The following is a 26,436-nucleotide window of genomic DNA, read 5'->3' on the forward strand; positions in this document are numbered from 1 at the left end:
GCGGCAGGCGGTGGTTTCTCAGGGCTGGCTGAACACCCCGTTCAGCCAGCCCTTCCACGCGGTCTCGTCGGCCTCCGAGTCGGCGCCCGGCGCGAAGTCGTGGACGCTCATGCCGACGACGTGGCCCCAGTGGTTGCGGCCGAAGAACCGGATGAGGGCGTCGTCGGTGCGCAGACCGATGAAGTACGGGTCGCGGTAGTCGACGACGGCCTCGAAGCGCTGCCCGCCGGGCCCCTCGGCCTGGACACGGGCGCCTTCGGAGGTGTCGTCCGCGAGGCCGAGCGCCCGCGCCACGAGGGTGAGCGCGTCGGCGCCGCCGGACGCCTCGGGCCCGTCGAAGGTGGCGAACGCGGTGATCTTCCGGCCCGCGAAACGCGTCAGGTACTGGCGCAGGGTGTGCAGGTAGAAGACGGTGTGCTTGGCGGCGCCGTCGTACTGGTTGTCCCAGTCGTCGACGAAGACGCCGCTGTGCACGTACCGCACCCAGGCGCGTCGGCCGTCGTCGCGCGGCTCGATCGTGTAGTCGAGCTGGTTGAGGGTCTGCTCGGAGATCCCCTCCACGTCCTCGACACGGTTGGTGTAGCGGTGCGGCGGGTCCCACGCGGTGACTTCGGAGCCGAACGGCCCCTTGCCGCCGACCCGCGGCTCGGGTGCCTCCATCGGCCACAGCCACCCGCCGGTTCCGGCGGTGACGGCCTCCCACACCTCCTCGGGGGTGGCGTCGACCTCGAACTCACGGGCGATCTCGAATTCCTTGGGCATGACGTACTCCTCAACGGGTCTCAACGAACGGGTGGTTCGGGCCGAACGGGAAGGGCGGGCAGGTCGCGCTCATCGGTAGCGGGCTCGTCGGCGGGCTGCTGCTTGAGTGTCGGGTGGACGGCCACGACGATCCGGTGCCCCCGGCCGCCCTGGGCGTCGGGCGCGTCGTACTTGCGGACGAGCGCGCTCACCCCGGCCGTCAACTCCTGGACGAACGCGGCCCGGTCGGCGGCCGAGGCGAAGGTGACCTCGCCGTCGAGCGCGTAGGTCGCGAGGCGCTTGCGGGCCTTGGCCGCGCCGGTGATCAGCGATCCGACGTCCCGGACCAGCCGGGCACCGAGCGCCAGCAGCCATCGCGCGGAGAGCTGGTCCCGGAAGCGGTCCGGGTCCGGCTGCACGGCGGCGAGCGCGAGCGGCGAGATCACGTACGACGCGGCGGTGGCCCGCATCAGCCGCTCGGTGACATTGCCCTTGCGGCGCTCCCCCGCCAGCTCGACCAGGCCGTGCTTCTCCAGGGCCTTCAGGTGGTAGTTCACCTTCTGCCTCGGCAGCCCGACCTTCCCGGCCAGCATCGCCGCCGACGCGGGCCCGGCCGCCAGCTCCGCGAGCAGCCGGGCACGTACGGGATCCAGCGAGACGGCCGCTGCCTCGGGGTCCTCGATCACGGTGACGTCCAACATGGCTCCACCGTCTCACCGAAAACTTTTTTTGTCCAGACGGTTCGAGTTTTCGGTGAGCGGTGGACGGGCGGGGTGGGGCCGAGTCGGGCTGTGAGAGCCTCCGGCCTCGCGCCCTCAGTCGGGAACGAGGCCGAGGGCGTACTCGTACCGCTTGACGGAGCCGGTCCGCAGCAGTCCGGGCCAGGTCTGTACGCGCTCCCAGAGCGGTGAGGGCGAGCCGACGCCGTCACCGGGTGCGGCGAGGGCGTCGATGTGGTGCCGGGCGGTCTCCCACTCGGCGTAGTTGAGGACGCGGGTGCCGTCGGTGCCGAGGTGGAAGTGGGCGGAGATACCGCCGGGGTGCGCGTCCGGCTCGGCGGCGAGCGCCTCCTCCACGGCGTCCACCCAGGCCCGCTGCCGCGCCGGGTCCGGCCCGTCGAACCGGACGTCGACGATCACGACGCACCCCGGCACGCGCGCGGGCCGCCCCTCGCCGCCCGTGAGGCTGCGGTACCGCCGATAGCGCGCCAGGTCCACCCGCTCGATCCCGGGTACGGCGGTGTCGATGGCGTCGTTGCGCTCCTGCCGGTGTGTCTTGACGAAGGCCTCGTACGCCTGCTCGTCGGCCCACTGCGAGTGGTGCAGCAGACCGGAACCGTCCTCGGCGGTGTAGACGAAGTACCCCAACAGCCCTGCCGCCGGCCACGGCCGCCGCTCCCAGGTGTCGGCGATGGCCTCGACGGTCCGCCGCTGCCGCTCGGGGGTGCCCACCTCCCAGGTGCTGAAGAGGGCCGCCCCGACATCGGAACGGTCGAGGACGGGATGGAGGTCCGTACGACGGGTCATGCCACTCTCCCAGGATCGGTGCTCGGTGGACGCATGACCACCTTTCAACCTCAACCAAGATTCAGGTCAAGTCCGCGATTCGGGGCCGGGTTTCGGGAGACCCGCCCGGTCATGGACGAGAAGCGGCCGGAGGCCGAGCGGGTGGGGAAGGCGCCGGAGACCGGCGGGGAGGGTGGTCCGACGGGACTGCCGGGGCGCTCGTGGTGGGCGGTGGTGCGGCGAACGGTCAAGGAGTTCCAGGACGACGAACTCTCCGACCGGGCGGCCGCGTTGACGTACTACGGCGTCCTGTCGCTGTTCCCCGCGCTGCTGGTGCTGGTGTCGATGCTGGGGGTCGTCGGGCAGCGCGCGATCGACAAGATCCTGGACAACATCGGCGACCTGGCCCCCGGCCCCGCGCGGGACATCCTGCGGGACGCGGTCGTCCAACTGGGGGACAGCGGCGGTACGGGCGGGGTGCTGGCGATCGTCGGCCTGCTGGCGGCGGTGTGGTCGGCGTCGGGGTACGTGGCGGCGTTCATCCGTACGTCCAACGCGGTGTACGACCTGCCGGAGGGCCGTCCGGTGTGGAAACTCACTCCGCTGCGGATCGTGTTGACCCTCGTGCTGATGCTGATGCTGGCGGCGAGCGCGCTGATCGTCGTCTTCACGGGTCCGCTGGCCGAACGCGCGGGCACGACGATCGGGCTCGGTGACGCGGCCATCGCCGTGTGGGGCATCGCCAAGTGGCCGGTCCTGCTGGTGCTGGTGACGCTGATGATCGCGCTGCTGTACTGGGCCGCGCCCAACGTCCGTGGCAGGGGCTTCCGTTGGGTGAGCCCCGGTGGTGTCCTCGCCACGCTGATCTGGCTCGCCGCGTCTGCCGGGTTCGCCGTCTACGCGGCCCACTTCGGCTCGTACAACAAGACCTACGGCGCCCTCGCCGGAGCCGTCGTCTTCCTCATCTGGCTCTGGCTCACCAACCTGGCGATCCTCCTGGGCCTCGAATTCGACGCGGAACTCTCCCGCGAACGCGCCATCATCGACGGCCGCTCCCCCACGGACGAGCCCTACGTAGAACCTCGAGACACCCGCACCTGGCCAACCCGCCTACGAGCCCGACGAGAATCCCACCGCCCGAAGGACGGCGGGGCGGGGGTCACTGGGTGAGGAGTGGGGGGCAGGGGGAGGGGGCCGTAGAGCCGGGCCGAAGAAGCGGGGTCGAAGAACCGGGAGCGGGGCCAAGGAGCTGGGGGCCGAGGAGCGCCACACCGCCGAACGCGCCCAAGCCGTGGACCGGAGAGGGAGACCGGAAACCGCTATGTGCGCCGGCAGCCGTCGAGGCAGCGCCTCCCCCTCCACAGCCGGCAGCACGCCGCTCTCAACGAGAGCGCGGGGCAGCGCGGGAACGAGGGCACGGGGCAGCGCGGGCGGCGACGGCGGGGGCCGCGTCGTCACAGGCCAGCAGGCCCCCGCCCCAACCCCGGCGCACCCCTCCGACATCCAGCCCGGACCGCAGCGCCGCAGGCCAGCCAGAGCACCCAGCACGGACCCCCAACCCGGCCACCACTCCAATCGGGCCGGCAGACCCGCAGCCCGCCCTGCCAGGTACAGCACCGAAGACCGGATCATTGAGCACACCGAACCGCCCCCCGACGTCCCCCTACCAACACCCCCACGGGCTAGTCGCGGCGTCTCAGCGCCCAGCACCGCCCGCCCTACCGCCCCCGGGCACGCCCGTCCGCGCCCCCGCCGAACCCCGCCGGGGGGTTCGGTGTGAGCGGCGGCCAGGCGGCCGTGGGGGGTGTCTTCGGGCTGAACTTGTCAGCTGAGCGAGTCGGGTGGGTGGGCGGGCAAGGCAGTTGGAGCGAAGCGGATCGGCGGTCACTCGTGGTAGTGGCGCCAGGCCAGCACCCCCGCCGCCGCCACCGCCACCGTCGCACCGCCCACGACGACCGCCTCCCGCGGCACCCGCTCCCACGCCGAGTGCACCCGCGCCTTCACATCGGCCTTGGCGGCCAGTTCCTCGACCGTGTCGCCGAGCTGCGCCCGGGTCTGCTCGATCTGCCGCCGCAGTTCGTCGGGCCCCTTGGCGCCCACCGAACCATTGGTCTCGCCGCCGGAAGCACCGGCCGTACCGGATGCGTGCGTCATCGCCGAGCCCTCCCCTTGATCTCGTCCACGTCGGCCTTGACGCTGTCGAGCGCCTGCTCCGGCCGAGGAGGCGTGGCCCGCCGCAGCTGCGCGCGCCCCATGGCGGCCAGCACACCGGCGATCACGAACAGCACGGCCATGACGATGAGCGCGGCGGCCCACACGTCCAGCACCAGCGACAGCGCGGCGACCCCGGCGCCGGCGAGGGTCATGAACCCCACGTAGGCGACGGCCCCGGCCATGCCGAGGAGCCCACCGCCGCGCCCGGCGCGCCGCCCCTTCTCGGCCAGCTCCTCCTTCGCGAGGGCGACCTCCTGTCGTACGAGCAGGGAGAGCTGTTCGGTGGCCTGCCCCACCAGCTCGCCCACGGAGTGATGGTCGTGTTCTCCCGGCCCCGGACGCGCGGATCGCACAGAGCGCACGAATCGCGTGGGCCTGGTCTCGGTGGTCCCGGTCACGGTGTCGCCTCCTCACACATCGGGACGCCCCGAGTACCCGCACCGACCCGAGCTACCCCTGCGTCACCAGCGCGTCCTGTCCTGGCCAGGCAAGCAGTCAGCCAGCGCGTAGCAGCACTTCGCAATATCTCGTAGGAGAATTAAGTGGAGCTTCACAATGGTGGGGCCGAGACTACCCCCATGGCACCCATGACCCCGCCCCGCATCCACCGCCCCGCCCCCTTCGGCCGCGCCCTCTGCGCGATGGTCACGCCCTTCACCGCGTCCGGCGCACTCGACCTCGACGGGGCGCAACGGCTGGCCGACCGGTTGGTGCGGGAGGGGTGCGACGGGCTGGTGCTGTCCGGTACGACGGGCGAGTCACCGACCACGACGGACACGGAGAAGGCGGAGCTGATCCGCGCGGTGCGCGCGGCGGTCGGCGGGCGGGCCGCGATCGTGGCCGGGGTGGGCACCGCCGACACCCGGCACACCGTGGAGCTGGCGCTGGCGGCGGAGAAGGCGGGCGCGGACGGCCTGCTGGCGGTCACGCCGTACTACAGCAGACCTCCGCAGGACGCCGTCGAGGCCCACTTCCGCGAGCTGGCCGACGCCTGCGGGCTGCCCGTCGCCCTCTACGACATCCCCGGCCGCACCGGCACCCGCATCGAACCGGAGACCATGATCCGCCTCGCCGGCCACCCCCGGATCGTGGCCGTGAAGGACTGCGCGTACGACCTCCTCGGCACCCAGAAGGTGCTGGCCGAGACGGACCTGGCGTACTACACGGGCTGCGACGAGTACGTCCTCGCGCTGTACGCGATCGGCGGGTCGGGATACGTCGGAACGGTCGCGAACGCGGCGCCCGGCCACTTCCGGGCGATCATCGACGCGTTCGACGCTGGCGACACCGCCGAGGCGGCCCGGCTCCAGCGCCGTACCGTCCCCCTCACCGAGCTGATGATGGCCGGCGGGCTTCCCGGCTCCGTCACGGCGAAGGCGCTCCTCGGCCGACTCGGTCTCCCGTCGGGCCCGGTCCGCGCACCGCTGCGGCCCGCCGGTCAGGAGGTGACCGACGGGCTGCTGGCGGCGTACGAGGAACTGGTCGGCTCCGGCACCCGGTAGGAGGGTCAGTCGGCCCAGCGTTGGGTGAACACCGGGACCCAGCGGCCGGGGTAGTCGTCAGAGGCCTTGCGGAACCCGCTGAGCTGAACGACCTTGTCGCTGCCGATCGTGAGCAGGATGAGCTGGTTGCGGAACTCGCCCTTGCCGCTGCACCTCTTGGGGTCGCAGCCCCAGGCGATGACCCGCTCGTCGTCCGCCCAGGCCAGGAGTTGCTGGCCCGGCACGGTGGTGACCCTCTTGCCGGTACGCGAGTCGACGATCGCGGAGGCGATCTTGTCCCCCTCTCCGGCGAACTCGCCCCCGATCAGCTTCCCGTTGGGCGACAGACCGGCCTCCGCGTAGTTCACGTACTTCTCGGCGGCGGGCACATCGATCTTGTCGCCCTTCAGGTCGTAGTACTGCCGGAACGGCTTCTCCCCGATGTCCGAGAAGACGGACCGGCCGTCCTCGCTCCACTTCATGTCATCCCGGCTGTTGTAGAAGAAGCCCCACTCGTCCTTCCACTGCGGTGCCTTGTGCCAGGTCTCCTCACCGGAGTCCACGTCGACGATGGAGAACCCCGTGCGGCTGGCGACGGGGCCCGGCACTTCCTTGCCGTTGACGCTCTGCGGGTGGTCGGCGAAGTTACGGTCCGGGTTCTTGGAGTAGGTCGTCGCGACGAGCTTGGTGCCGTCCGGGGAGAACTCGACGGACGCGACGCCGTGGCCCACCGGGATCCAGCGGTCCACCTTGCCCGTGATCATGTCGAGCAGCCCGATCCTCCGGGCGGGCAGTTCGCCCTCCAGTACGGCCGCGGTGCGCATACCGGGTGCGACATCCAGGAAGGCCCACTTGGTCTTGCGGTACTCGGCCGTCTTCTGGTCGAGGAGGCCGTACACGCGGGTGTTGACGATGTCCCCGCCCGGCTGCTTGACCGCCTCGCGCACATAGAACGCGGAGAGCGCGGTGTCGCCCGCCGCGATCATGTTCCGCGGCGGCGACTGGTCGGGGTGACCGATGATGTCGCTCTTGTTCATCTCGCTGGCGGGCCGCACCTCGTCCCCGCCATCGGACGTCAGCAGGGGTACGCCCACCGCGACGGCCACGACCGCGGCCGTGGCGGCGGCGGTGCCCGCGATCGCGCGGGTCCGGCGGCGGCGCCGTACGGTCAGCACGCGCTCAGCGAAGTCCGTCGCCAGGGGTGGCTGTTCGGCGGCCTGCTCACGCAGGGAGTCACGCACCAGTTCGTCGACGTTCACGGACGCACCTCCACGGGCGAGAAGTCACGGGACGGCTCCTGCTCGGCCGCGGCGGGGCCGAGCGCGGCCAGTTCGGGCGCGAGTTCGCGCAGCCGGGCGAGCGAGCGGTGGGTCGTGGACCGGACGGTCCCGACGGAACACCCGAGGATCCGGGCCACCTCGCCCTCCGGCAGGTCCTCGAAGTAGCGGAGCACGAGCACGGTCCGCTGCCGGGCGGTCAGCCGGGCCAGCGCCCCGCGCATCACCAGCCGCAGCTCCACGCCGGCCACTCCGTCGACGGCACCACCGCTCTCGGGCGGCTCGGCGACGGTCAACTCCCGCCGCCGCCACTTCAGCCGCCACCGGCTGACCTGCTGCCGGTAGAGGATCTGCCGTACGTACGCCTCCGGCTCGTCGATCCGCTGCCAGCGCCCGGCTGCCTTGATCAGCGCGTTCTGCAGCAGGTCCTCGGCGGCGTGCCGGTCCCCGCCGCTCAGCAGTACGGCCGTCTTCAGCAGTGCCGACGACCGCCCGGCCACGAATTCCCGGAAACTCTCCTGCCCCGCGGCATCCATCGTCACCTTCTCTTCCCCCGGCGGGCCCTGTGTCCGCCCTGTGCCTCTTGAGACGCGCCGCCCCGCCCACCGCTATGCCAGGTCGACGAAAGTAGTCGACGGAGAAAAGTCTCGGTGAACGGGTCCGGGGCCCGCACGCGTGTGCACGCGTACGGGCCCCGGACCGTGTGACGGCCGTGCCGTGCCGGTCAGCCCCAGCGGTAGCCGTCGCCGAACAGCAGGGTGTGCTCCAGCACGTCCTCCATCGGGTCGTCGACCTGCCCGACGTTCACGAGTCCGATCCGGGGGCCGTTGTGCGAGGCCCTGTTGGTCTCGTCGGCGTGCGCGGCTCCGGCCGACACCCCGCACAGCAGCACCGCGGCCAGCCCTGCCACGACCACACGCGCCACGGCCCCCACCCCGTCGTTCCTCATCCCTCGGCCCCTCATCTCATCGTTTCGGCCACTGATCGGACACTGCGTCCGACAGTTCATCTGCCAACCCCACGACGAGGTCACGCCGAGCAACCCATACGGGGTCAGTGGCGGCTGCCCTCCGTGGTGCGACGCTGGGCGCATGGCTCGCATCGACTACTTCAACGACCCGAACGCCCCCAAGGCGAACAGCGTCGTCCCGTCAGTCACCGCCGTGGCGCTGAACGAGGCCGGGGACGTTCTGCTGATCCACAGGACGGACAACGACCTATGGGCCCTCCCCGGCGGCGGAGTCGATGTGGGCGAGTCAGCGCCTGATGCGGCCGTCCGGGAGACGAAGGAGGAGACCGGGTGCGACATCGAGGTGACCGGCCTGGTCGGCCTCTACACCAATCCGGCCCACGTCATGGCATACGACGACGGCGAGGTCCGCCAACAGTTCGCCATCTGCTTCCGGGCCCGCGTCACCGGCGGCGAACCACGGACGAGCAACGAGAGCAAGGAAGTCGCATTCGTCGCCCCGAACAGGCTCGACGAACTGACCATCCACCCATCCATGCGCATGCGCATCGACCACGCACTCGAAGAACGCCCGGAACCGTACCTCGGCTGACGCCGCTTCCCAGCCGACTACCTGAAGACCAGACCGGCGTGAAGCGCCCTCCCGGGCCGTCTCGGGGCCGTGGAAGGGCGCTCATGGTGGCCGTCGTCGACGACTGCCGACAGCTCGGCAGTAGGTCAGAGCGGCGATCGGTCGGGCGGCCGCAGGGCGCGGCCGGACGAGGTCAGTTGTGGCTGTGCAGGATTTCGTTCAGGCCGCCCCAGACCGCGTTGTTCGGGCGGGCCTCGACCGTGCCGGTGACCGAGTTGCGGCGGAAGAGGATGTTCGAGGCGCCGGAGAGCTCGCGGGCCTTGACGACCTGGCCGTCGGGCATGGTGACGCGGGTGCCGGCGGTGACGTAGAGGCCGGCCTCGACGACGCACTCGTCGCCCAGCGCGATGCCGACGCCCGCCTCGGCGCCGATCAGGCAGCGCTCGCCGATGGAGATGATGACGTTGCCGCCACCGGAGAGCGTGCCCATCGTGGAGGCGCCGCCGCCGATGTCCGAGCCGTCGCCGACGATCACACCGGCGGAGATCCGGCCCTCGACCATCGACGTGCCGAGCGTGCCGGCGTTGAAGTTGACGAAGCCCTCGTGCATGACCGTGGTGCCCTCGGCGAGGTGCGCGCCGAGGCGGACCCGGTCGGCGTCGGCGATCCGGACGCCCTTGGGGGCCACGTAGTCCGTCATGCGCGGGAACTTGTCGACGGACGTGACCTGGAGGTGCAGACCCTCGGCACGCGCGTTGAGGCGGACCTTCTCCAGCTCGTCCACGGCGACCGGGCCGAGCGAGGTCCACGCGACGTTGGCGAGGAGGCCGAAGATGCCGTCCAGGCTCTGGCCGTGCGGCTTGACCAGGCGGTGCGAGAGCAGGTGGAGGCGCAGGTAGGCGTCGTGCGTGTCGACCGGCTTCTCGTCGAGCGAGGAGATGACCGTGCGGACCGCGACGACCTCGACACCCCGGCGCGTGTCCTGACCGATCGCGGCGGTCGCGCCACCGCCCAGCAGCTCCGCGGCCCGCTCGGCGGTCAGCCGCTCGGTGCCGGAGGGGCCCGGCTCGGCGGCGAGCTCGGGCGCGGGGAACCAGGTGTCGAGAACGGTGCCGTCGGCGGAGATCGTGGCGAGGCCGGCGGCCACGGCGCCGGTGGTACGAGGAGCAGTCGTGTCGGTCATGAGGGCAACCTAACCGGGAGGGGGCCACGCAGGCCAACCCGCGGCGCGGGCGTCTCAGGGGCCGGGCACGTTGCGGACATACGGTACGGCGGACCTGCGCGCGGCGGACGTACGGCACGGCCCACGGCGCCGGGCGGCCCGCCCACCCCCGTGGGGCGAGCCGCCCGTACACCGTGGGGGCGTCAGCGGCGTTCGCCCGGCCTGTCGACGACGGTGGCGACGACGAACGCCTTGCCGGAGACCATCTTCCCGTTCCGGAGCATCCGGTCGCCGAGCACCTCGTACGTCACCGGGTCGATCAGCCATTCCCGCTCGACGCGTTCGTCCCCCGAGTCGTTGCCGCTGTAGCGGAGGGCGATCGCCCGCTGCCCGGCCGCGTCCTCGACCATGCGGTCGACCACGTCGAGGTGCGGCAGCGTGGCGAGTGCGCGGTAGAGGCCCGCCAGCCCCTGGGGCGGCTTGATCGGCGCACCCAGCAGGTCGGAGATCTCCCTGTAGTCGGCGTGGGCCCGGTCCCTGTCCTTCGCGTCCGGTACCGCGTTCTCTCTCCGGAGCGCCGTGAGCGCGCCCTGCGCGTCGGGGGGCAGGGAGCCGAGGAGGCGGTACATCTCGCGCGGCGAACGCCCGTCGTCGTCCTCCGTGCCGTTCTCGGCCTCGTTCTCCATGTCCGCGTCTTCGACGACGACCGAGGGCTTCTGCTGGTTCACTTCGGCGTCCACGAAGGCCATCTCCCCTCCGTCGTACCGGACCCATCGCTCGTCGGAGAAGTCTCCGTCCGACAGGCTCTTCGCGAGAACCGGCGTGTATTCGAGGGCGTGGCGGGTGTAGATCCACTGCTTCGCCCGCGGCTCCGCGACCGGCGGCTGTCCCTCCACCGCCTCGGCCGCCCGTTCCAGCAGTTCGGCCGCGGTCATCCCCTTGAGGTCCGCGTCCGTCAGCGTCGCCGGGGTCGTCAAACCCCGCGTGTCGTCCCTGCCCACCAGCAGCGACGCGGCCACCGCCACCGCGGTCACGGCCGCCGCCACCCCCACGATCACGAATCTGGGGCGTACCCGGACCCGGTGCCGCCGCCGGTCCGTCCCGGCCGCGTGCAGCAGCCGGGCGCGGCCGGGGGCGAGGCGGGCGTGGTCGGGGGCCGGCGCCCCGGCGCGCAGCTCCCGCACCCGGGCCACCTCGTCGATCAGCTCCTCCATCTCAGACCACCTCCGCCGTGTCCCCGGCGAACGCCGGACCGTCCCCCACGAACGCCGGATCGGCCCCCAGCGCCGTACGCACCTTGCGCCGCGCGCGGTTGAGCCGCGAGCGGACCGTCCCCACGGGGATGTCGAGGGCCTCGGCGACCTCCTGGTAGCCGAGGTCGGCCCAGGCGACCAGCAGCAGGACATGCCGGTCCCCGGCCGACAGCGCCGCCAACGCCCCGGCGAGCGGCCCCTGCGCCGCCACCCGGCTGTCGGTCCGCTCGACCCAGGTCTCGCTCCAGGACGCGGCGACCGGATCGTGTCCGGTGCGGGCCAGCGCCTTGAGCGCCCGGACCTCCGTACGGCGGTGCTTGCCGATGAGGTTGCCCGCGATGCCGTACAGCCAGGGGCGGGCGTTGGGGTGGGCCCCGTCGTAGCGGGCCCGGATACGGAACGCCGTCAGGAAGGTGTCGGCGGTGATGTCGTCGGCGAGGGAGTCGCCGAGGCGCCGGGCCACGTACCGGTGGATGTCCGGCGCGTAGCGGTCGTAGAGCCGCGCGAACGCCTCGGGCTGTTCCAGCGACCGGGCGACCACCTCGGCGTCGTCCGCCTCGCGCGCATACGCCCCGCTCGCATCGGCCCCGCTCGTGTCCGTCCCGCCCGCCCGTGGCGGTGGTCCGCTCACCGGGTTCTCCCCCCGCTCGTCACAACCGCTCTCCTCCGCCGCGTCCGACACGCCGGCGCATCCGACACGCCGGCGCATCCACATTTCAGCGTGTCCACCGTGTCCGCCGTGTTCCTGTCACCCCCTGTTTCCCGATGGCCCGAGAAAGGTTCACGGTTCGCGCGAAGTCGTCCTGCGGGCCGGTCGGGGGATGACGCGCGCCAGGGCCTCGCGCGCGTACCGCTCGTCGTAGGGCGCCCCGGTCAGCAGGACCTGGAGGCAGATGCCGTCGATGAGGGCGACCAGGGCCCGGGCGGTCACCGGGTCGGTGAGCTCGGCGAGGAAGTCGGCGAAGTCCCGGCCCCACTCCTCGGCGACGGGCCGGAGCGCGGGGCGGCGCAGGGCGGCGAGGTAGAGCTCGTACTCCACCTCCAGTCCCGTACGGTCGCCGGCGAACCATTCGCCGCCCAGCGCGGCCAGTTCGGCGGCGAGGTCGGCGGCGGGGTCCCGCAGGGCCTCGCGGGCGGCGACGGACTTCGCGTAGCGCTCGTTGGCCTGCCGCAGCGCGGCGACCATCAGGTCGTCGAGGGTCTTGAAGTGGTACGTCGTCGAGCCGAGCGGGACGTCCGCCTCGGCGGCCACGGTGCGGTGGCTCAGCCCGGCGATGCCCCTCTCCCCCACGACCCGGATCGCCGCGTCGATGATCCGTTGCCGCCGCTCGGGGTCGTAGCGCCGGGCCATCAGTGGGCGCCTCCCAGGTTCAGCACCACGACCCCCGCGATGATCAGCACGATCCCGGCGACCTTGGGGACGGTCAACCCCTCCCCGAACAGCACCAGTCCGAGGGCGGCGACCGTCGCGGTGCCGACGCCGGACCAGATCGCGTAGGCCGTGCCGATCGACATCGACTTCAGCGCCTGGGCGAGCAGGACGAAGGAGATGACGTACCCCACCCCGGTGACCAGTGACGGCCACAGCTTGCTGAAGCCCTCGCTGTACTTCATGGCGGTGGTGGCGGCCACTTCGGCGGCTATGGCCGCGGCGAGCAACAGATATCCCATGTGTACGATCGTACACATGATGCGTACGCCTGTACACATCGCGCGGCACAGGAACGCTTATGGGCGGAATTGACCCTCGCCGACAGCCAAGAGGCCCTGGATTCGGGGCCGTTCCGTTATGGAAGCGCTCTCCGAAAGGGCTCCCCGCACGTCCCTTGGTCCACTACTGTTTCAACGGTCAATCTCCCGATTGTGTGACGACCGCCAGGGTTTGCGCACACGGGTGACACGTACCACCCTCCCTGATCCGCATGACGATTCGCGTCCGCCTTTGGCGACGCCGAAGGAACCGCGCATGCCGCCACACAAGCCCGGACCTGATCCGGACCAGACCACGCCCAACCTTCCGGTGCTCAGATCCGCGAAGGTGTGGGAGACGGGTGTCGCCCCGAACGACACCCGAATACCGGGCACGCGCCGCCTCTGGCTGGCCGGCGCCCTGGCCCTCGCCGTCGTGTCGTCCTGTGTCACCGCGATCACCCTCCAGGGCAGCGGACCTGACGACTCGTCGGAGAAGAACGGGCGCACCACCGCCGCCGACGACCGGGTACTCCCCTCCCTCTCGCTCCCGCCCACGTCGCCCCCCGCGACGTCGGCGCCGGACGGCAAGAGCGGACTGTCGGAGCCGCAGGGCGCCGAGGGCGACGCCAAGGAGACCGACGGCAAGGGCAAGACCGAGGACGCCGACGGCGCCAAGGGATCCGGCTCGTCCGACGACAAGCAACAGGGCGGCGCGAAGCCGACCTCCGAGCCGTCGAAGGCGCCCGCGCCCCCGAAGAAGCCGCCGTCCACGTCGACCACGCGCAAGTCCGTACGGTCCGTCAGCTACCCGGACCGCTACTGGCATCTGCGCGACGGTCTGATCCAGCTGGACCAGGTGAGCTCCCGCAGCGGCAGCGAGACCAAGGAGGACTCCTCCTTCAAGGTCGTCTCCGGCCTCGCGAACTCCTCCTGCTACTCCTTCCGCATGGCGGACGGCCGCTACGTGCGTCACCAGAACTTCGTGCTCCGCGCGTCCGGCAACGACGGCTCCCGGCTCTTCCAGCAGGACGCCACCTTCTGCCCCCGCTCGGGCTACTCGGGCTCGGTCCTGCTGGAGTCGGTGAACTACCCCGGCTACTTCGTGCGCCACCGCAGCTTCCAGCTCCGCCTCGAACGCGCCGAACACAGCGGCTACTTCTACGCGGACGCCACGTTCAGCCTGGTGAAGGGCTTCTCCTGACCGGACGTCGGCAGTGCGGACATGAGTGTGGCCCCCGGCGGTTCGCCGGGGGCCACACTCATGTCACTGGTCTCAGACGTTGAACCCGAGCGCGCGCAGCTGCTCACGGCCGTCGTCGGTGATCTTGTCGGGGCCCCACGGGGGCATCCAGACCCAGTTGATGCGGAGCTCGTTGACGAGGCCGTCCGTGGCGGACTTGGCCTGGTCCTCGATGACGTCCGTCAGCGGGCAGGCCGCCGAGGTCAGGGTCATGTCGATCGTCGCGATGTTCGCGTCGTCGATGTGGATGCCGTAGATCAGGCCCAGGTTGACGACGTCGATGCCCAACTCGGGGTCCACGACGTCGTACAGGGCCTCGCGGACCTCCTCCTCGGAGGCCGGCTTCATCTCCAGGGTCTCGCTCATGCCGTCTTCCTTTCGACGTCGGCGTCGGCGCCCAGCGCCTGGGCCGTCGCGTCCTTCCACGCCATCCAGCTGAGGAGGGCGCACTTGACCCGGGCGGGGTACTTGGAGACACCGGCGAACGCGACCGCGTCCTCCAGCACCTCCTCCATCGCGTCGTCCGGCTCGATCTTCCCCTTGGACTGCATCAGCTCCAGGAAGGTCTCCTGGATCTTCCGCGCGTCGTCAAGGTCCTTGCCGACGAGGAGGTCGTTCAGCACGGAGGCCGAGGCCTGGCTGATCGAGCAGCCCTGGCCCTCGTACGACACGTCCGCGATGGTCGTGCCGTCGTACTTCACTCGCAGGGTGATCTCGTCGCCGCACGTCGGGTTCACGTGGTGTACCTCGGCGTCACCGTCCCGCAAGCCCCGCCCGTGGGGGTGCTTGTAGTGGTCCAGGATGACTTCCTGGTACATCGAGTCCAGCTTCATGCGATCGCTCGTCCCCTCAGCCGAAGAAGTTCCGTACGTGCTCCAGGCCTTCGACCAGGGCGTCGATCTCGGCCGGCGTGGAGTACAGATAGAACGACGCTCGGGTGGTCGCGGGAATTCCGTACCGCAGGCAGACGGGGCGGGCGCAGTGGTGGCCGACCCGGACCGCGATGCCCTGCTCGTCGAGGACCTGGCCCACGTCGTGCGGGTGGATGTCGCCGAGGGTGAAGGAGATCGCCGCGCCCCGGTCCTCGGCCGTGGCGGGGCCGATGATCCTGAGGTCCGGGACCTCCGCCAGCCGCTTCACCGCGTATTCGGTGATCGCGTGCTCATGGGCGAGGATCTTGTCCATGCCGATGGAGTTCAGGTAGTCGATCGCCGCGCCGAGGCCGACCGCCTGCGCGATCGGCGGGGTGCCCGCCTCGAACTTGTGCGGGGCGGGGGCGTACGTCGACGAGTGCATCGACACCGTCTCGATCATCTCGCCGCCGCCGAGGAACGGAGGCAGGTCCTCCAGGAGCTCCTGGCGGCCCCAGAGCACGCCGATGCCCGTCGGTCCGCACATCTTGTGGCCGGTGAAGGCCACGAAGTCGGCCTGGAGCGCCTGCACGTCCAGCGGCATGTGCGGTGCGGCCTGCGAGGCGTCGATGCAGACCAGGGCACCGACCTCCTGTGCCCGGCGCACTATCGCCTCGACGGGGTTGACCGTGCCGAGGATGTTGGAGACCAGCACGAAGGAGACGATCTTCGTCTTCTCGGTGATGATCTCCTCGATGTTGGAGAGGTCGAGGCGGCCGTCGTCGGTCAGCCCGAACCACTTCAGCTTCGCGCCCGTGCGCTGCGAGAGCAGCTGCCACGGCACGATGTTGGAGTGGTGCTCCATCTCCGTGATGACGATCTCGGTCTCGGAGTCCACGCGGTAGGGCTCGTCGGCCCAGCCCAGCATGTTCGCCACGAGGTTGAGCGACTCGGAGGCGTTCTTGGTGAAGATCACCTCGTCGCGCGAAGGCGCGTTGACGAACTCCGCGACCTTGTCGCGCGCGCCCTCGTACAGCGCCGTGGCCTCCTCGGCGAGCACATGCACACCGCGGTGGACGTTGGCGTTGTAGCGCTCGTAGTACTCGCTCAGGGCGTCCAGCACCTGGCGCGGCTTCTGCGAGGTCGCCGCGTTGTCCAGGTACACGAGCTTCCGGCCGTCGTGGACCTGACGGTCCAGGATGGGGAAGTCCTTGCGGATCGCCTCGGTGTCGAGGAGGCCCGGCAGCTGTGTCACGCGGATGCGCCACCCTTCACGTACTTGTCGTAGCCCTCGGCCTCGAGCTGGTCCGCGAGCTCCGGGCCGCCGGACTCGGCGATACGGCCGTTCGCGAACACGTGCACGTGGTCGGGCTTGATGTAGCGCAGGATGCGCGTGTAGTGCGTGATCAGCAGGGTGCCGACCTCGCCGGTCTCGCGGACGCGGTTGACGCCCTCGGAGACGATGCGCAGCGCGTCGACGTCCAGGCCGGAGTCCGTCTCGTCGAGGATCGCGACCTTGGGCTTGAGCAGCTCCAGCTGGAGGATCTCGTGGCGCTTCTTCTCACCGCCGGAGAAGCCCTCGTTGACGTTGCGCTCGGCGAAGGAGGGGTCCATGTTGAGGCGCTGCATGGCCTCCTTGACCTCCTTCACCCAGGTGCGCAGCTTGGGGGCCTCGCCGCGGATGGCGGTGGCGGAGGTGCGCAGGAAGTTGGAGACGGAGACACCCGGGACCTCGACCGGGTACTGCATCGCCAGGAACAGGCCCGCGCGGGCGCGCTCGTCGACGGACATCTCCAGGACGTCCTCGCCGTCGAGCAGCACGGTGCCGCCGGTGATCGTGTACTTCGGGTGACCCGCGAGGGAGTAGGCGAGGGTCGACTTGCCGGAGCCGTTGGGGCCCATGATGGCGTGCGTCTCGCCCTGCTTCACGGTGAGGTCGACGCCCTTGAGGATCTCCTTCGTGGCGTTGTCGGCCTCGACGGTGACGTGCAGGTCTCGGATTTCAAGCGTTGCCATGGGTGCCTCAGGACTCCTGGGTGAGGGAGACGAGCACGTCGTCCCCTTCGATCTTTACGGGGTATACGGGGACGGGGCGCGTCGCGGGTAGGCCGGACGGCTTGCCGGTTCTGAGGTCGAACGCGGAGCCGTGCAGCCAGCACTCGATCTGACAGTCCTCCACCTCGCCCTCGGAGAGCGAGACGTTCGCGTGGGAGCAGATGTCGTGGATGGCGAACACCTCCCCCTCGGTCTGCACGACCGAGACCGGCGTGCCGTCGAGTTCCACCCGCTTGGGGGTGTCCTCCTCCAGCTCGCTCAGCCCACAGGCTCGTACATAGGTCGACATCAGACCGACGCCTCCAGCTCCTCGTCGATCTTCACGAGAAGGCGTTCCTGGATGTCGTCCACACCGATCTGCTGGACCAGCTCGGCGAAGAAGCCGCGGACCACGAGGCGGCGGGCCTCTTCGGCGGGGATGCCGCGGGCCATCAGGTAGAAGAGCTGCTCGTCGTCGAAGCGGCCGGTCGCGCTCGCGTGGCCGGCGCCGACGATCTCGCCGGTCTCGATCTCCAGGTTGGGCACGGAGTCGACCCGGGCGCCGTCCGTGAGGACCAGGTTCCGGTTCATCTCGTAGGTGTCGGTGCCCTCGGCCTTGGCCTCGATCAGCACGTCGCCGATCCAGACCGCGTGGGCGCCGTCGCCCTGGAGCGCGCCCTTGTAGACCACGTTCGACTTGCAGTGCGGGGTGTTGTGGTCGACCAGGAGGCGGTGCTCCTGGTGCTGCCCCTTGTCGGTGAAGTAGAGCCCGAACAGCTCGGCCTCGCCGCCGGTCCCGGCGTAGGCGACGCGGGGGTGGAGGCGGACGACGTCGCCGCCGAAGGTGACGACGATCGACTTGAACGACGCGTCCCGGCCGACCAGGGCGTTGTGCTGGGCCACGTGGACGGCCTTGTCGTCCCAGTCCTGGACGGAGACGACGGTCAGCTTGGCGCCGTCGCCCAGGACGTAGTCGACGTTGGCGGCGAGCACCGCGTCACCGGTGTGGTCGATGACGACGACGGCCTCGGCGAAGGCGCCCAGCTCGATCACCTGGTGGGCGAAGGCGGTGCCGCCCTCGCCGTGCACGGCGATCCGGATCGGCTCGGCGAGGACCGTCTCCTTGGGGACGGTGATCACGCCGGCCTTCTCGAAGGCCGAGTAGGCCTGGGCGGCGACGCGGTCCACCGGAGTGCCGGCCTTGCCGAGGCGGGCGTCGTCGCGGCCGACGGCCTCGACGGTGACGCCCTCGGGGGCCTGGACGTCGACCTTCAGGCCGTCGCCGGAGGCGACGGCGGTGCCGTCGTGCAGCCCGCGCAGGCGCTCCAGCGGGGTGAACCGCCACTCCTCCTCGCGGCCGTGCGGCACGGGGAAGTCCGCCACGTCGAAGGACGGGGGCGCGCTCATGCGCGTGGCGACGGTCGACTCGGCGGCCACCGCGATCGAGCCGGCGGTGGTGCTCCCCACCGGGATGTTCTGAGCCTCAGCCATGGCTGTCGGTCTGCTCTCTTCCTACGTTTACGATCTTCGGCCCGCCCCGGAGAGGCGGGCCGCCTGCTGCTGGACCGGAGGGCGGTGCTTAGCCGACCGCGCCTTCCATCTGCAGCTCGATCAGCCGGTTGAGCTCCAGCGCGTACTCCATCGGCAGCTCCTTGGCGATCGGCTCGACGAAGCCGCGCACGATCATCGCCATCGCCTCGAACTCGCTCAGACCGCGGCTCATCAGGTAGAAGAGCTGGTCCTCGGAGACCTTGGAGACGGTCGCCTCGTGGCCCATGGAGACGTCGTCCTCGCGGACGTCGACGTACGGGTAGGTGTCCGAGCGGGAGATGGTGTCGACGAGCAGCGCGTCGCACAGGACGTTCGACTTCGAGCCCGGGGCGCCCTCGCCGATCTCGATCAGGCCGCGGTAGGAGGTGCGGCCACCGCCGCGCGCCACCGACTTCGACACGATGTTCGAGGAGGTGTTCGGGGCCATGTGGACCATCTTGGCGCCGGCGTCCTGGTGCTGCCCCTCGCCCGCGAACGCGATGGAGAGGGTCTCGCCCTTGGCGTGCTCGCCCATCAGGTAGACGGCCGGGTACTTCATCGTCACCTTGGAGCCGATGTTGCCGTCGACCCACTCCATGGTCGCGCCCTCGTAGGCCACGGCGCGCTTGGTGACCAGGTTGTAGACGTTGTTCGACCAGTTCTGGATGGTCGTGTAGCGGCAGCGGGCGCCCTTCTTGACGATGATCTCGACGACCGCGGAGTGCAGGGAGTCCGACTTGTAGATCGGGGCCGTACAACCCTCGACGTAGTGGACGTAGGCGTCCTCGTCGACGATGATCAGCGTCCGCTCGAACTGGCCCATGTTCTCCGTGTTGATACGGAAGTAGGCCTGGAGCGGGATCTCCACGTGCACGCCCTTCGGCACGTAGATGAAGGAGCCGCCGGACCACACGGCGGTGTTCAGCGACGCGAACTTGTTGTCGCCGACCGGGATGACCGTGCCGAAGTACTCCTTGAAGAGCTCCGGGTGCTCCTTCAGGGCGGTGTCGGTGTCGAGGAAGATGACGCCCTGCTCCTCCAGGTCCTCGCGGATCTGGTGGTAGACGACCTCGGACTCGTACTGGGCGGCGACACCGGCGACGAGGCGCTGCTTCTCCGCCTCGGGGATGCCGAGCTTGTCGTACGTGTTCTTGATGTCCTCGGGCAGGTCCTCCCAGGACTCCGCCTGCTTCTCCGTGGAGCGCACGAAGTACTTGATGTTGTCGAAGTCGATGCCGGAGAGGTCCGAGCCCCAGTTCGGCATGGGCTTCTTCTCGAACAGGCGCAGACCCTTGAGACGGAGCTTGGTCATCCACTCCGGCTCGTTCTTCTTCGCGGAGATGTCGCGGACGACGTCCTCGTTGATACCGCGCTTGGCAGAGGCGCCGGCCTCGTCGGAGTCCGCCCAGCCGTATTCGTACTTACCCAGGCCCTCGAGCTCGGGGTGGGCTGTCTCCTCGATGGGGAGAGTCATGCGGGGTTCCTCCCGGCCGTGCTTGCGGATGCGTTGGTGGCTGTCTTGGAAACTCTGGGGATGAACGTCGTGCAGACGCCGTCGCCGTGGGCGATGGTGGCCAGCCGCTGGACGTGCGTACCGAGCAGTTCGGCGAAGAGCTCGGTCTCGGCCTCGCAGAGCTGCGGGAACTGCTCGGCCACATGGGCTACCGGGCAGTGGTGCTGGCAGAGCTGCTCACCCTGGTGGGGGTGGGGGGCACTGCGTGCCGTAGCAGCGTACCCGTCGGCACTCAAGGCCTTGGCCAGGGCTTCGGTCTTCTCTTCGGGGTCCGCGGCCTCGACGGCCTCGCGGTAGGCCCCGGCCTGGGCGGCGACCCGGGCGCGGGCGAAGGCGGCGACCGCCTGCTCCCCGCCCTCCTGGTCGGCGATCCAGCGGAGCGCGTCGGTGGCGAGCTTGTCGTACGACTGGTCGAAGGCGTCCCGTCCGCAGGCCGTCAGGGCGAACACCTTGGCCGGGCGCCCGCGCGTACGCGTGCCGTAGACGCGCTGCTCGCGGGGTTGCACGACGTCGTCGGAGACCAGGGCGTCGAGGTGCCGGCGGACGGCCGCCTGGGTCAGCCCCAGACGCCCCGCGAGGTCGGCCACGGTGGACGGGCCGTGGGACAGGATGGACCGCGCGACCCGGTTGCGGGTGGACCGCTCACCGGTCGCGAGTTCCTCCTGCGGAGCCTCGCCGACGTTTTTCACAACGCCATTGTTGCGTAATTCCTCAGAGCTGGGCAAGCCGCGTCCGGCCGGGCGGGCGGTGCCGTGCATCACTTAGGCATACCTAAGCTGACCTGGGGAAACGATCACTGATCGATCAAACCGGTGGCGCCGCGCAGGGCGCTGGGGAAGACTGCCACACCATGTCGACAACCCCTCCCACCGGCCCTCTTGTCACCCGCGCCGGCTTGGCGGCGGACCTGCGCGCCGCCGGTGTCGAGCCCGGCGAGACCCTCCTCGTGCACTCCTCGCTCAGCTCGCTCGGCTGGGTCTGCGGAGGCGCCGTGACGGTCGTGCACGCGTTGCTCGACGCACTCGGCCCGGACGGCACCCTGGTCGTGCCCAGCCAGTCCGGCGACCTGTCGGACCCCGCGCTCTGGGCGAACCCCCCGGTGCCCGAGGAGTGGTGGGAGACCATCCGCGCCGGCATGCCCGGCTACGACCCGGCGACCACCCCCACCCGCGGGGTCGGGGTGATCCCCGAGACGGTGCGCACCTGGCCGGGCGCCCTGCGCAGCGCGCACCCCCAGACGTCCTTCGCGGCGATAGGCCCGGGCGCGTCGGCGCTCCTCGCGGACCACGCCACCGACTGCCGCCTGGGCGAGCGCAGCCCACTGGCCCGGCTCGAGGCGGCGGGCGCCCGCGTCCTGCTGCTCGGCGCGGGCTACGACTCCTGCACCTGCTTCCACCTGGCCGAGTACCGGATCCCCGCGCCGCTGGTGGAGGTCGGCCGTCCGGGCCCGGACGGCTGGGAGGTGGTGACCGAGGTGTCCATCGACTCGGACCGGTTCGACGAACTCGGGTACGACTTCGAACGCGACCGCGGCATCCGCCGGACCAGGGTGGGCGGGGCGGACGTACGGCTGTTCCCGGTGGCCGACGCGGTGGCGTACGCCGAGCGCTGGCTCCCCGTGCACCGTCCCCGTGAGGAGGGGATCTCCGGACCCGCCCGCCTCGGCACCCGGCCGTCTCCCTAGACTCGGGCCCATGCGAAGTGACCCCGTGGTCCAGGTCCGGTCCCTGGTGAAGCGGTACGGCGACAAGACCGCGGTGGACGGCCTGGACCTGGTGGCCGGGGCGGGCGTGACCGCCGTGCTCGGCCCGAACGGCGCGGGCAAGACGACCACGATCGAGACCTGCGAGGGGTACCGGAAGCCGGACTCCGGCTCGGTGTCCGTCCTCGGCCTCGACCCGGTCCGCGAGGCCGCCGCGCTGCGCCCCCGGATCGGCGTGATGCTCCAGTCCGGCGGCGTCTACTCCGGCGCCCGCGCGGAGGAGATGCTCCGGCACGTCGCGAAGCTGCACGCCCACCCCCTCGACGTGGACGCCCTGATCGAGCGCCTGGGCCTCGGCAGCTGCGGCCGTACGACGTACCGGCGGCTCTCCGGCGGGCAGCAGCAGCGCCTCGCCCTCGCGATGGCCGTCGTCGGCCGGCCCGAGCTGGTCTTCCTCGACGAGCCGACCGCCGGTCTCGACCCGCAGGCCCGCCGGGCCACCTGGGAACTGGTGCGGGACCTGCGCGCGGACGGTGTCTCGGTCATCCTCACCACGCACTACATGGACGAGGCCGAACAGCTCGCGGACGACGTCGCGATCATCGACGGCGGCCGGGTCATGGCCCAGGGCTCGCCCGAGGACCTGTGCCGGGGCGGCGCCGAGAACACCCTGCGCTTCACCGGCCGGCCGGCCCTCGACGTCGGCTCCCTGCTGAAGGCGCTCCCGGCGGACTCCACCGCCGTCGAACTGATGCCCGGCGTGTACCGGGTGACGGGCAAGGTCGATCCGCAGCTCCTCGCGACCGTCACCTCCTGGTGCGCCCAGCACGGGGTGATGCCGGACCGGATCTCGGTGGAGCGGCACACCCTCGAAGACGTCTTCCTGGAGCTCACGGGCAAGGAGCTGCGGTCATGAGCGCGCGTACGAGCACCGGGGCCTACACACCGATGCCGGGGGCGGCCCCGCTGACCCGCATGATCGCGGCGCAGGCGGCGCTGGAGACGAGGATGCTGCTGCGCAACGGCGAGCAGTTGCTCCTGACGGTCGTCATCCCGACGCTGCTGCTGGTGCTGTTCGGCTCCGTGGACATCGTGGACACGGGCGAGGGCGAGGCGGTCGACTTCCTGGCGCCCGGCGTCCTGGCGCTCGCCGTGATGTCGACAGCGTTCACCGGGCAGGCCATCGCCACCGGTTTCGAGCGCCGCTACGGCGTGCTGAAGCGGCTGGCCGTCTCACCGCTCCCCCGCTGGGGCCTGATGACGGCGAAGACCCTGTCCGTGCTGGTCACGGAGGTCCTCCAGGTCGTCCTGCTCACGGTGATCGCCTTCGCGATGGGCTGGGACCCGCACGGAAACCCCTTCGCCGTGCTGCTCCTGCTGGTCCTCGGCACGGCCGCCTTCTCGGGCCTCGGTCTGCTGATGGCGGGCACGCTGAAGGCGGAGGCGACGCTGGCGGCGGCGAACCTCGTCTTCCTGCTGCTGCTGGTGGGCGGTGGTGTCGTCGTCCCGCTGGAGAAGTTCCCGGACGCGGCGCAGAGCGTGCTCGGGCTGCTGCCGATCGCGGCCCTGTCGGACGGGCTGCGGGACGTCCTCCAGCACGGCGCCGGGGTGCCGTGGGGCGACCTCGGCATCCTCGCGGCGTGGGCGGTGCTCGGGCTGGGCGCGGCGGCACGCTTCTTCCGCTGGGAGTAGCCGCAGGTCACGCTCCTGGCCACACCCCTCGTGAATACGTGCACAAGCGGCGGCCTACGATGGGACGCGTGCCGAAAGTGACCCGTGACGACCTCGTCTCCGCCGCGCGCAACCCGCTCGCCTTCATCGCCGACCGTTGGACGCCGGACCCCAGAACGGTCCGGCGCGCGGCCCTCGCCGCCCTCGTGATGGCGGTGGTCATCGTGGTGACCGGCGGTGCCGTGCGGCTCACCGGGTCGGGCCTCGGCTGCCCGACCTGGCCCAAGTGCACCGACGACTCGCTCACCGCGACCCGTGAGATGGGCGTCCACGGCTACATCGAGTTCGGCAACCGCCTGCTGACGTACGTGCTGTGCGCGGCGGTCGGCTGGGCGATCATCGCCGCGCGTTCGCAGAAGCCGTACCGGCGCTCTCTCACCCGGCTGGGCTGGGCCCAGTTCTGGGTCGTCATGGGCAACGCGGTGCTCGGCGGCATCGTCGTGCTGGTCGGCCTCAACCCGTACACGGTGGCCGCGCACTTCATGCTCTCGACCGTGCTGATCGCCGTGGCCGCCGTGATGTGGCACCGCACCGGCGAGAGCGACACGGCCCCGCGTCCGCTGGTCGGCCAGGCGGTGCGGCAGTTGGTGTGGGTGCTGGTCGGCGTGACGCTGCTGCTGATCGCGGTGGGCACGGTCGTCACCGGCGCCGGTCCGCACGCCGGTGACTCGAGCGAGGTCGAGCGGATCCCGCTGAACTGGGAGAACGTCACCAAGCTGCACGCGGTGCTGGCCTGGATCGTGGTGACGCTGACCTTCGCCCTGTGGTTCGTCCTCAAGGCCGTGGACGCCCCGCCCGGTCCGCTGCGCCGCACCCGCGACCTGTTCCTGATCCTCCTCGCGCAGGGCCTCCTGGGCTATGTGCAGTACTTCACCGACCTCCCCGAGATCCTGGTGGGCGCCCACATGTTCGGCTCCTGCCTGGTCTGGATCGCGACCCTGCGGGTGCTGCTGTCGCTGTGGGAGCGGCCGGTGGACAAGATCGACGTGTCCGCTACGGCGGCCGAGGCGCCGGTCGCCGCGCACGGCTGAGTCAGCCGTACGTCGCCAGGAGGTCGTCGATCGCGGGGCCGAGGAACTGCCGGGTCAGCTCGGCCCGGTACGGCACCTGCTCGCCGCGTCCGTCGTATCGGCGCCGCACGATGTCCTCGACCACCTCGGCGGGCGCGCCCAGCGCGGGCAGCAGGTCCAGGGCCTCCCGCTTGGAGATCAGGCGGCCGTCGCGCAGCGTGGCGGTGGCGCGCGCGAAGGTGAGCAGCCCGAGGTCGACCCAGACGTCCCGCTCCCAGAGGTGGGCCCTGTCCACGGCCGGGCGCCAGAACTCCTTCTGGTCGCGGACGACGAAGGCGTCCAGCTCGATGTCGGAGACGGGCGGCAGCAGGGCCTTCGGCGCCTCGCCGTGCAGGACGAGGCCGAAGGTGTGCAGCTCGCGCCGGGTGATGGGGGTGACCGGCCGCCGGAACAGGTGCCCGTGCGCCCAGGTGAGGTGTCTGCGCTCGGCGTCGTCCGCCGTGGCCGGCGTCAGATAGGTGCAGTGCAGCAGGCCGGCGAGGCGGTCGTGGCGCAGCCGGGCGTGCAGCCGTCCGACCCGCCAGGCGGTGCGGGCGGTGACCGGGCCGTCCAGGACGGCGATCAGGTCGAGGTCGCTGCGGCCCTCCCGGTAGTCGCCCCCGCCGAGGGAGCCGTGGGCCCACACGGCGAGCGGGGCGAGTTGCCCCAGCTCGTCGAGGTAGCGTTCGAGCAGGGCCGCGGTGGCGGCGGCCGTGTCGGGTAAGGGGGCGGTCGCGTTCTGGCGCGTCATGCGCTCAGTCTCTCCGGCTCACTCCAGCCCGTACACCCGTCGTGCGTTGTCGGCCGCGATCAGTCCCGCCACGCGCTGGGCGTCCGTCAGTGACCAGGCACCCTCCGCCACCCAGGTGCCGAGCACCCGTGCGAGCGCCTCGCGGAAGAGCCGGGCGCCGACCACGTGCAGCTCGGGCAGGCCGTGGGCGCCGCTGGAGAAGAGGAGCTTGCCGAAGGGGGCGAGTTCCAGGACTTCGGCGAGTACGGCGGTGGCCCGGGCGCCGGTGCGAACCAGTTCGGCGCCCAGGTCGGCGTAGACGTGCGGGAAGACGGCGGCGAGGTGGGCGGCGTGGCGGTGGTACGGGTAGCCGTGCAGCAGGATCAGGTCGGTGCCGAGGCCCGCCGTGGCGCGGGCGAAGTCGGTGAGCAGGACGGGGTCGGTGGCGTCGATCCGCAGGCCCGGTTCGCCGAGGCCCGCGTGGAGCTGCAGCGGACGGCCCGAGGCGACGGCGATCCACAGCAGGTGGCGCAGGAGGACCGGGTCGGTGAGCGCCCCGCCGACCGGCCGGTGGGCGAGCCAGCGTCCCGCCGCGCCGCGCACCTCCCCGGGGCCGGGCGGCTCGGGCGCGAACGCCAGGCCGTGCCGTACGCCCGCGACCGAGGCGAAGGCGACGGCGTTCGCGGCGGCCGCGTGCACCGACTCGGCGAGATTGGCCAGGAACGACTCGACGGTGCCGGAGGTGTCGGCGACCTGTTCGGCGAGGAGTTCGAGGCGGACGATCTCGTGCGCGTCCGCGTCTCCGGTGGAGGCCATCTCGCGCGGGCCGGTGAGGTCGCCGGGCAGGCCCGTGTCGACGAGGTAGGTGGTGACGCCGCTGCCGCGCAGGAGTCTGCGGCCGGCCTCCAGGACGCCCAGTTCGCGGCGCCGGGCCAGATAGCGGGCCGGTGGGCAGTGCGGCTCCAGCCCCAGCAGGGGCGGGCACCAGCGGCGTACGGCGAAGCCCGTCTGGGTGTCGAAGAAGGTGGTGCCGGGGGCCGGCGGGCCCTCGCTGCGGGCGAGGTGGGCCTCGAAGGTGCCGAGGCCCAGCTCCGTGCGCAGTACGCCGTGGCAGTACTGGTCCACGAGGGACGGCGTGTCGATCATCGGGCTCCCCGAGGCTGGACCTGTGAACTCCCACAGGTCCTAAC

At 71.1% G+C, this 26,436-nt stretch carries 31 protein-coding genes; 8 read left to right on the top strand and 23 right to left on the bottom strand.

What is annotated here, in order from left to right; translation table 11 throughout:
* Positions 1-18: 18 nt before the first annotated feature.
* The 3 genes from L3078_RS11110 to L3078_RS11120 all read right to left on the bottom strand — a co-directional run bounded on the left by L3078_RS11110 (position 19) and on the right by L3078_RS11120 (position 2,267).
* Positions 19-762, bottom strand: coding sequence for an SRPBCC family protein (locus L3078_RS11110; protein WP_239753277.1), 744 nt, complete (start codon positions 760-762; stop codon positions 19-21).
* A 20-nt stretch (positions 763-782) separates the two neighbouring features.
* Positions 783-1,442, bottom strand: coding sequence for an ArsR/SmtB family transcription factor (locus tag L3078_RS11115; protein ID WP_239753278.1), 660 nt, complete (start codon positions 1,440-1,442; stop codon positions 783-785).
* Between the two features lie 114 nt (positions 1,443-1,556).
* Positions 1,557-2,267: an antibiotic biosynthesis monooxygenase gene (locus L3078_RS11120; protein WP_239753279.1), complete on the bottom strand. Its 711-nt coding sequence runs from the start codon at positions 2,265-2,267 to the stop codon at positions 1,557-1,559.
* Between the two features lie 111 nt (positions 2,268-2,378).
* Between L3078_RS11120 and L3078_RS11125 the strand changes: the two genes are divergently transcribed.
* On the top strand, positions 2,379-3,416 hold the full coding sequence (locus L3078_RS11125; protein ID WP_239753280.1) for a YihY/virulence factor BrkB family protein: 1,038 nt from the start codon (positions 2,379-2,381) through the stop codon (positions 3,414-3,416).
* Positions 3,417-4,130: 714 nt separating this feature from the next.
* On the opposite strand, the gene L3078_RS11130 is transcribed toward L3078_RS11125, so the two are convergent.
* Positions 4,131-4,400, bottom strand: a complete 270-nt coding sequence (locus L3078_RS11130; RefSeq protein WP_239753281.1) for a DUF3618 domain-containing protein — start codon at positions 4,398-4,400, stop codon at positions 4,131-4,133.
* The gene (locus L3078_RS11135) at positions 4,397-4,858 is read right to left on the bottom strand and encodes a phage holin family protein (RefSeq protein WP_391806260.1); all 462 of its coding nucleotides are present in this window, start codon (positions 4,856-4,858) and stop codon (positions 4,397-4,399) included. Before L3078_RS11135 ends, L3078_RS11130 begins: the two co-directional genes overlap by 4 nt.
* 189 nt (positions 4,859-5,047) lie before the next feature.
* On the opposite strand from L3078_RS11135, the gene dapA reads away from it, so the two are divergent.
* The gene (gene dapA, locus L3078_RS11140) at positions 5,048-5,962 is read left to right on the top strand and encodes a 4-hydroxy-tetrahydrodipicolinate synthase (protein WP_239760277.1); all 915 of its coding nucleotides are present in this window, start codon (positions 5,048-5,050) and stop codon (positions 5,960-5,962) included.
* 5 nt (positions 5,963-5,967) lie between these two features.
* On the opposite strand, the gene L3078_RS11145 is transcribed toward dapA, so the two are convergent.
* From L3078_RS11145 to L3078_RS11155, 3 genes are all read right to left on the bottom strand, one after another.
* Complete coding sequence (locus tag L3078_RS11145) at positions 5,968-7,200, bottom strand: WD40 repeat domain-containing protein (protein ID WP_239753282.1); 1,233 nt, start codon at positions 7,198-7,200, stop codon at positions 5,968-5,970.
* Entirely contained in the window at positions 7,197-7,754 is a 558-nt protein-coding gene (locus tag L3078_RS11150) for a SigE family RNA polymerase sigma factor (RefSeq protein WP_239753283.1), read from the bottom strand. The genes L3078_RS11145 and L3078_RS11150 overlap by 4 nt, the downstream gene beginning before the upstream one ends.
* A 188-nt stretch (positions 7,755-7,942) precedes the next feature.
* Positions 7,943-8,167, bottom strand: a complete 225-nt coding sequence (locus L3078_RS11155; RefSeq protein ID WP_239753284.1) for a hypothetical protein — start codon at positions 8,165-8,167, stop codon at positions 7,943-7,945.
* Between the two features lie 142 nt (positions 8,168-8,309).
* Here L3078_RS11155 and L3078_RS11160 point away from each other — a divergent pair, with 142 nt between their 5' ends.
* A complete protein-coding gene (locus L3078_RS11160; RefSeq protein ID WP_239753285.1) occupies positions 8,310-8,780 on the top strand; it encodes an NUDIX hydrolase in 471 nt (156 codons plus the stop codon).
* A gap of 172 nt (positions 8,781-8,952) precedes the next feature.
* Here L3078_RS11160 and dapD read toward each other — a convergent pair whose 3' ends face one another.
* The 5 genes from dapD to L3078_RS11185 form a co-directional block, all read right to left on the bottom strand.
* The gene (dapD, locus tag L3078_RS11165) at positions 8,953-9,942 is read right to left on the bottom strand and encodes a 2,3,4,5-tetrahydropyridine-2,6-dicarboxylate N-succinyltransferase (RefSeq protein ID WP_239753286.1); all 990 of its coding nucleotides are present in this window, start codon (positions 9,940-9,942) and stop codon (positions 8,953-8,955) included.
* A gap of 182 nt (positions 9,943-10,124) precedes the next feature.
* Positions 10,125-11,135: a CU044_5270 family protein gene (locus L3078_RS11170; protein ID WP_239753287.1), complete on the bottom strand. Its 1,011-nt coding sequence runs from the start codon at positions 11,133-11,135 to the stop codon at positions 10,125-10,127.
* 1 nt (position 11,136) lies between these two features.
* Complete coding sequence (locus tag L3078_RS11175) at positions 11,137-11,805, bottom strand: RNA polymerase sigma factor (RefSeq protein ID WP_420864051.1); 669 nt, start codon at positions 11,803-11,805, stop codon at positions 11,137-11,139.
* 150 nt (positions 11,806-11,955) lie between these two features.
* Positions 11,956-12,525, bottom strand: coding sequence for a TetR/AcrR family transcriptional regulator (locus L3078_RS11180; RefSeq protein WP_239753288.1), 570 nt, complete (start codon positions 12,523-12,525; stop codon positions 11,956-11,958).
* On the bottom strand, positions 12,525-12,845 hold the full coding sequence (locus L3078_RS11185; protein WP_239753289.1) for a DMT family transporter: 321 nt from the start codon (positions 12,843-12,845) through the stop codon (positions 12,525-12,527). Before L3078_RS11185 ends, L3078_RS11180 begins: the two co-directional genes overlap by 1 nt.
* 295 nt (positions 12,846-13,140) lie before the next feature.
* Between L3078_RS11185 and L3078_RS11190 the strand changes: the two genes are divergently transcribed.
* Positions 13,141-14,067 carry an AbfB domain-containing protein gene (locus tag L3078_RS11190; RefSeq protein WP_239753290.1) on the top strand — a complete coding sequence of 309 codons (927 nt, stop codon included), beginning with the start codon at positions 13,141-13,143 and terminating at the stop codon, positions 14,065-14,067.
* A gap of 72 nt (positions 14,068-14,139) precedes the next feature.
* Here the strand turns inward: L3078_RS11190 and L3078_RS11195 are convergent, their stop codons facing one another.
* The 8 genes from L3078_RS11195 to L3078_RS11230 all read right to left on the bottom strand — a co-directional run bounded on the left by L3078_RS11195 (position 14,140) and on the right by L3078_RS11230 (position 20,723).
* A complete protein-coding gene (locus L3078_RS11195) occupies positions 14,140-14,472 on the bottom strand; it encodes a metal-sulfur cluster assembly factor (protein WP_020130530.1) in 333 nt (110 codons plus the stop codon).
* On the bottom strand, positions 14,469-14,939 hold the full coding sequence (sufU, locus tag L3078_RS11200; RefSeq protein ID WP_239753291.1) for a Fe-S cluster assembly sulfur transfer protein SufU: 471 nt from the start codon (positions 14,937-14,939) through the stop codon (positions 14,469-14,471). Before sufU ends, L3078_RS11195 begins: the two co-directional genes overlap by 4 nt.
* Before the next feature lie 16 nt (positions 14,940-14,955).
* Positions 14,956-16,212, bottom strand: coding sequence for a cysteine desulfurase (locus tag L3078_RS11205; RefSeq protein WP_239753292.1), 1,257 nt, complete (start codon positions 16,210-16,212; stop codon positions 14,956-14,958).
* Positions 16,209-16,973 (bottom strand): Fe-S cluster assembly ATPase SufC, encoded by a 765-nt coding sequence (gene sufC / locus L3078_RS11210; RefSeq protein WP_060885157.1) that lies wholly within the window; start codon positions 16,971-16,973, stop codon positions 16,209-16,211. Before sufC ends, L3078_RS11205 begins: the two co-directional genes overlap by 4 nt.
* A 7-nt stretch (positions 16,974-16,980) precedes the next feature.
* On the bottom strand, positions 16,981-17,301 hold the full coding sequence (locus L3078_RS11215; protein ID WP_239753293.1) for a non-heme iron oxygenase ferredoxin subunit: 321 nt from the start codon (positions 17,299-17,301) through the stop codon (positions 16,981-16,983).
* On the bottom strand, positions 17,301-18,482 hold the full coding sequence (gene sufD, locus L3078_RS11220) for a Fe-S cluster assembly protein SufD (RefSeq protein ID WP_239753294.1): 1,182 nt from the start codon (positions 18,480-18,482) through the stop codon (positions 17,301-17,303). Before sufD ends, L3078_RS11215 begins: the two co-directional genes overlap by 1 nt.
* Before the next feature lie 88 nt (positions 18,483-18,570).
* Entirely contained in the window at positions 18,571-19,995 is a 1,425-nt protein-coding gene (sufB, locus tag L3078_RS11225; protein ID WP_045560921.1) for a Fe-S cluster assembly protein SufB, read from the bottom strand.
* Positions 19,992-20,723 carry a helix-turn-helix transcriptional regulator gene (locus L3078_RS11230; protein ID WP_239753295.1) on the bottom strand — a complete coding sequence of 244 codons (732 nt, stop codon included), beginning with the start codon at positions 20,721-20,723 and terminating at the stop codon, positions 19,992-19,994. The genes sufB and L3078_RS11230 overlap by 4 nt, the downstream gene beginning before the upstream one ends.
* Before the next feature lie 161 nt (positions 20,724-20,884).
* On the opposite strand from L3078_RS11230, the gene L3078_RS11235 reads away from it, so the two are divergent.
* From L3078_RS11235 to L3078_RS11250, 4 genes are read left to right on the top strand one after another with little or no spacing between them, the layout of a single operon-like run.
* Complete coding sequence (locus L3078_RS11235) at positions 20,885-21,718, top strand: AAC(3) family N-acetyltransferase (protein ID WP_239753296.1); 834 nt, start codon at positions 20,885-20,887, stop codon at positions 21,716-21,718.
* Between the two features lie 10 nt (positions 21,719-21,728).
* Positions 21,729-22,652 carry an ABC transporter ATP-binding protein gene (locus L3078_RS11240; protein ID WP_239753297.1) on the top strand — a complete coding sequence of 308 codons (924 nt, stop codon included), beginning with the start codon at positions 21,729-21,731 and terminating at the stop codon, positions 22,650-22,652.
* Positions 22,649-23,428 carry an ABC transporter permease gene (locus L3078_RS11245; protein WP_239753298.1) on the top strand — a complete coding sequence of 260 codons (780 nt, stop codon included), beginning with the start codon at positions 22,649-22,651 and terminating at the stop codon, positions 23,426-23,428. The genes L3078_RS11240 and L3078_RS11245 overlap by 4 nt, the downstream gene beginning before the upstream one ends.
* Before the next feature lie 59 nt (positions 23,429-23,487).
* Positions 23,488-24,498 carry a COX15/CtaA family protein gene (locus L3078_RS11250; protein WP_239753299.1) on the top strand — a complete coding sequence of 337 codons (1,011 nt, stop codon included), beginning with the start codon at positions 23,488-23,490 and terminating at the stop codon, positions 24,496-24,498.
* A gap of 1 nt (position 24,499) precedes the next feature.
* Here L3078_RS11250 and L3078_RS11255 read toward each other — a convergent pair whose 3' ends face one another.
* Positions 24,500-25,267: a nucleotidyltransferase domain-containing protein gene (locus L3078_RS11255; protein ID WP_239753300.1), complete on the bottom strand. Its 768-nt coding sequence runs from the start codon at positions 25,265-25,267 to the stop codon at positions 24,500-24,502.
* An 18-nt stretch (positions 25,268-25,285) separates the two neighbouring features.
* Positions 25,286-26,392, bottom strand: coding sequence for an amidohydrolase family protein (locus L3078_RS11260; RefSeq protein WP_239753301.1), 1,107 nt, complete (start codon positions 26,390-26,392; stop codon positions 25,286-25,288).
* Positions 26,393-26,436: the final 44 nt, after the last annotated feature.

This window comes from Streptomyces deccanensis (assembly GCF_022385335.1).
In the GTDB taxonomy this organism is placed as follows: Bacteria; Actinomycetota; Actinomycetes; order Streptomycetales; family Streptomycetaceae; genus Streptomyces; species Streptomyces deccanensis.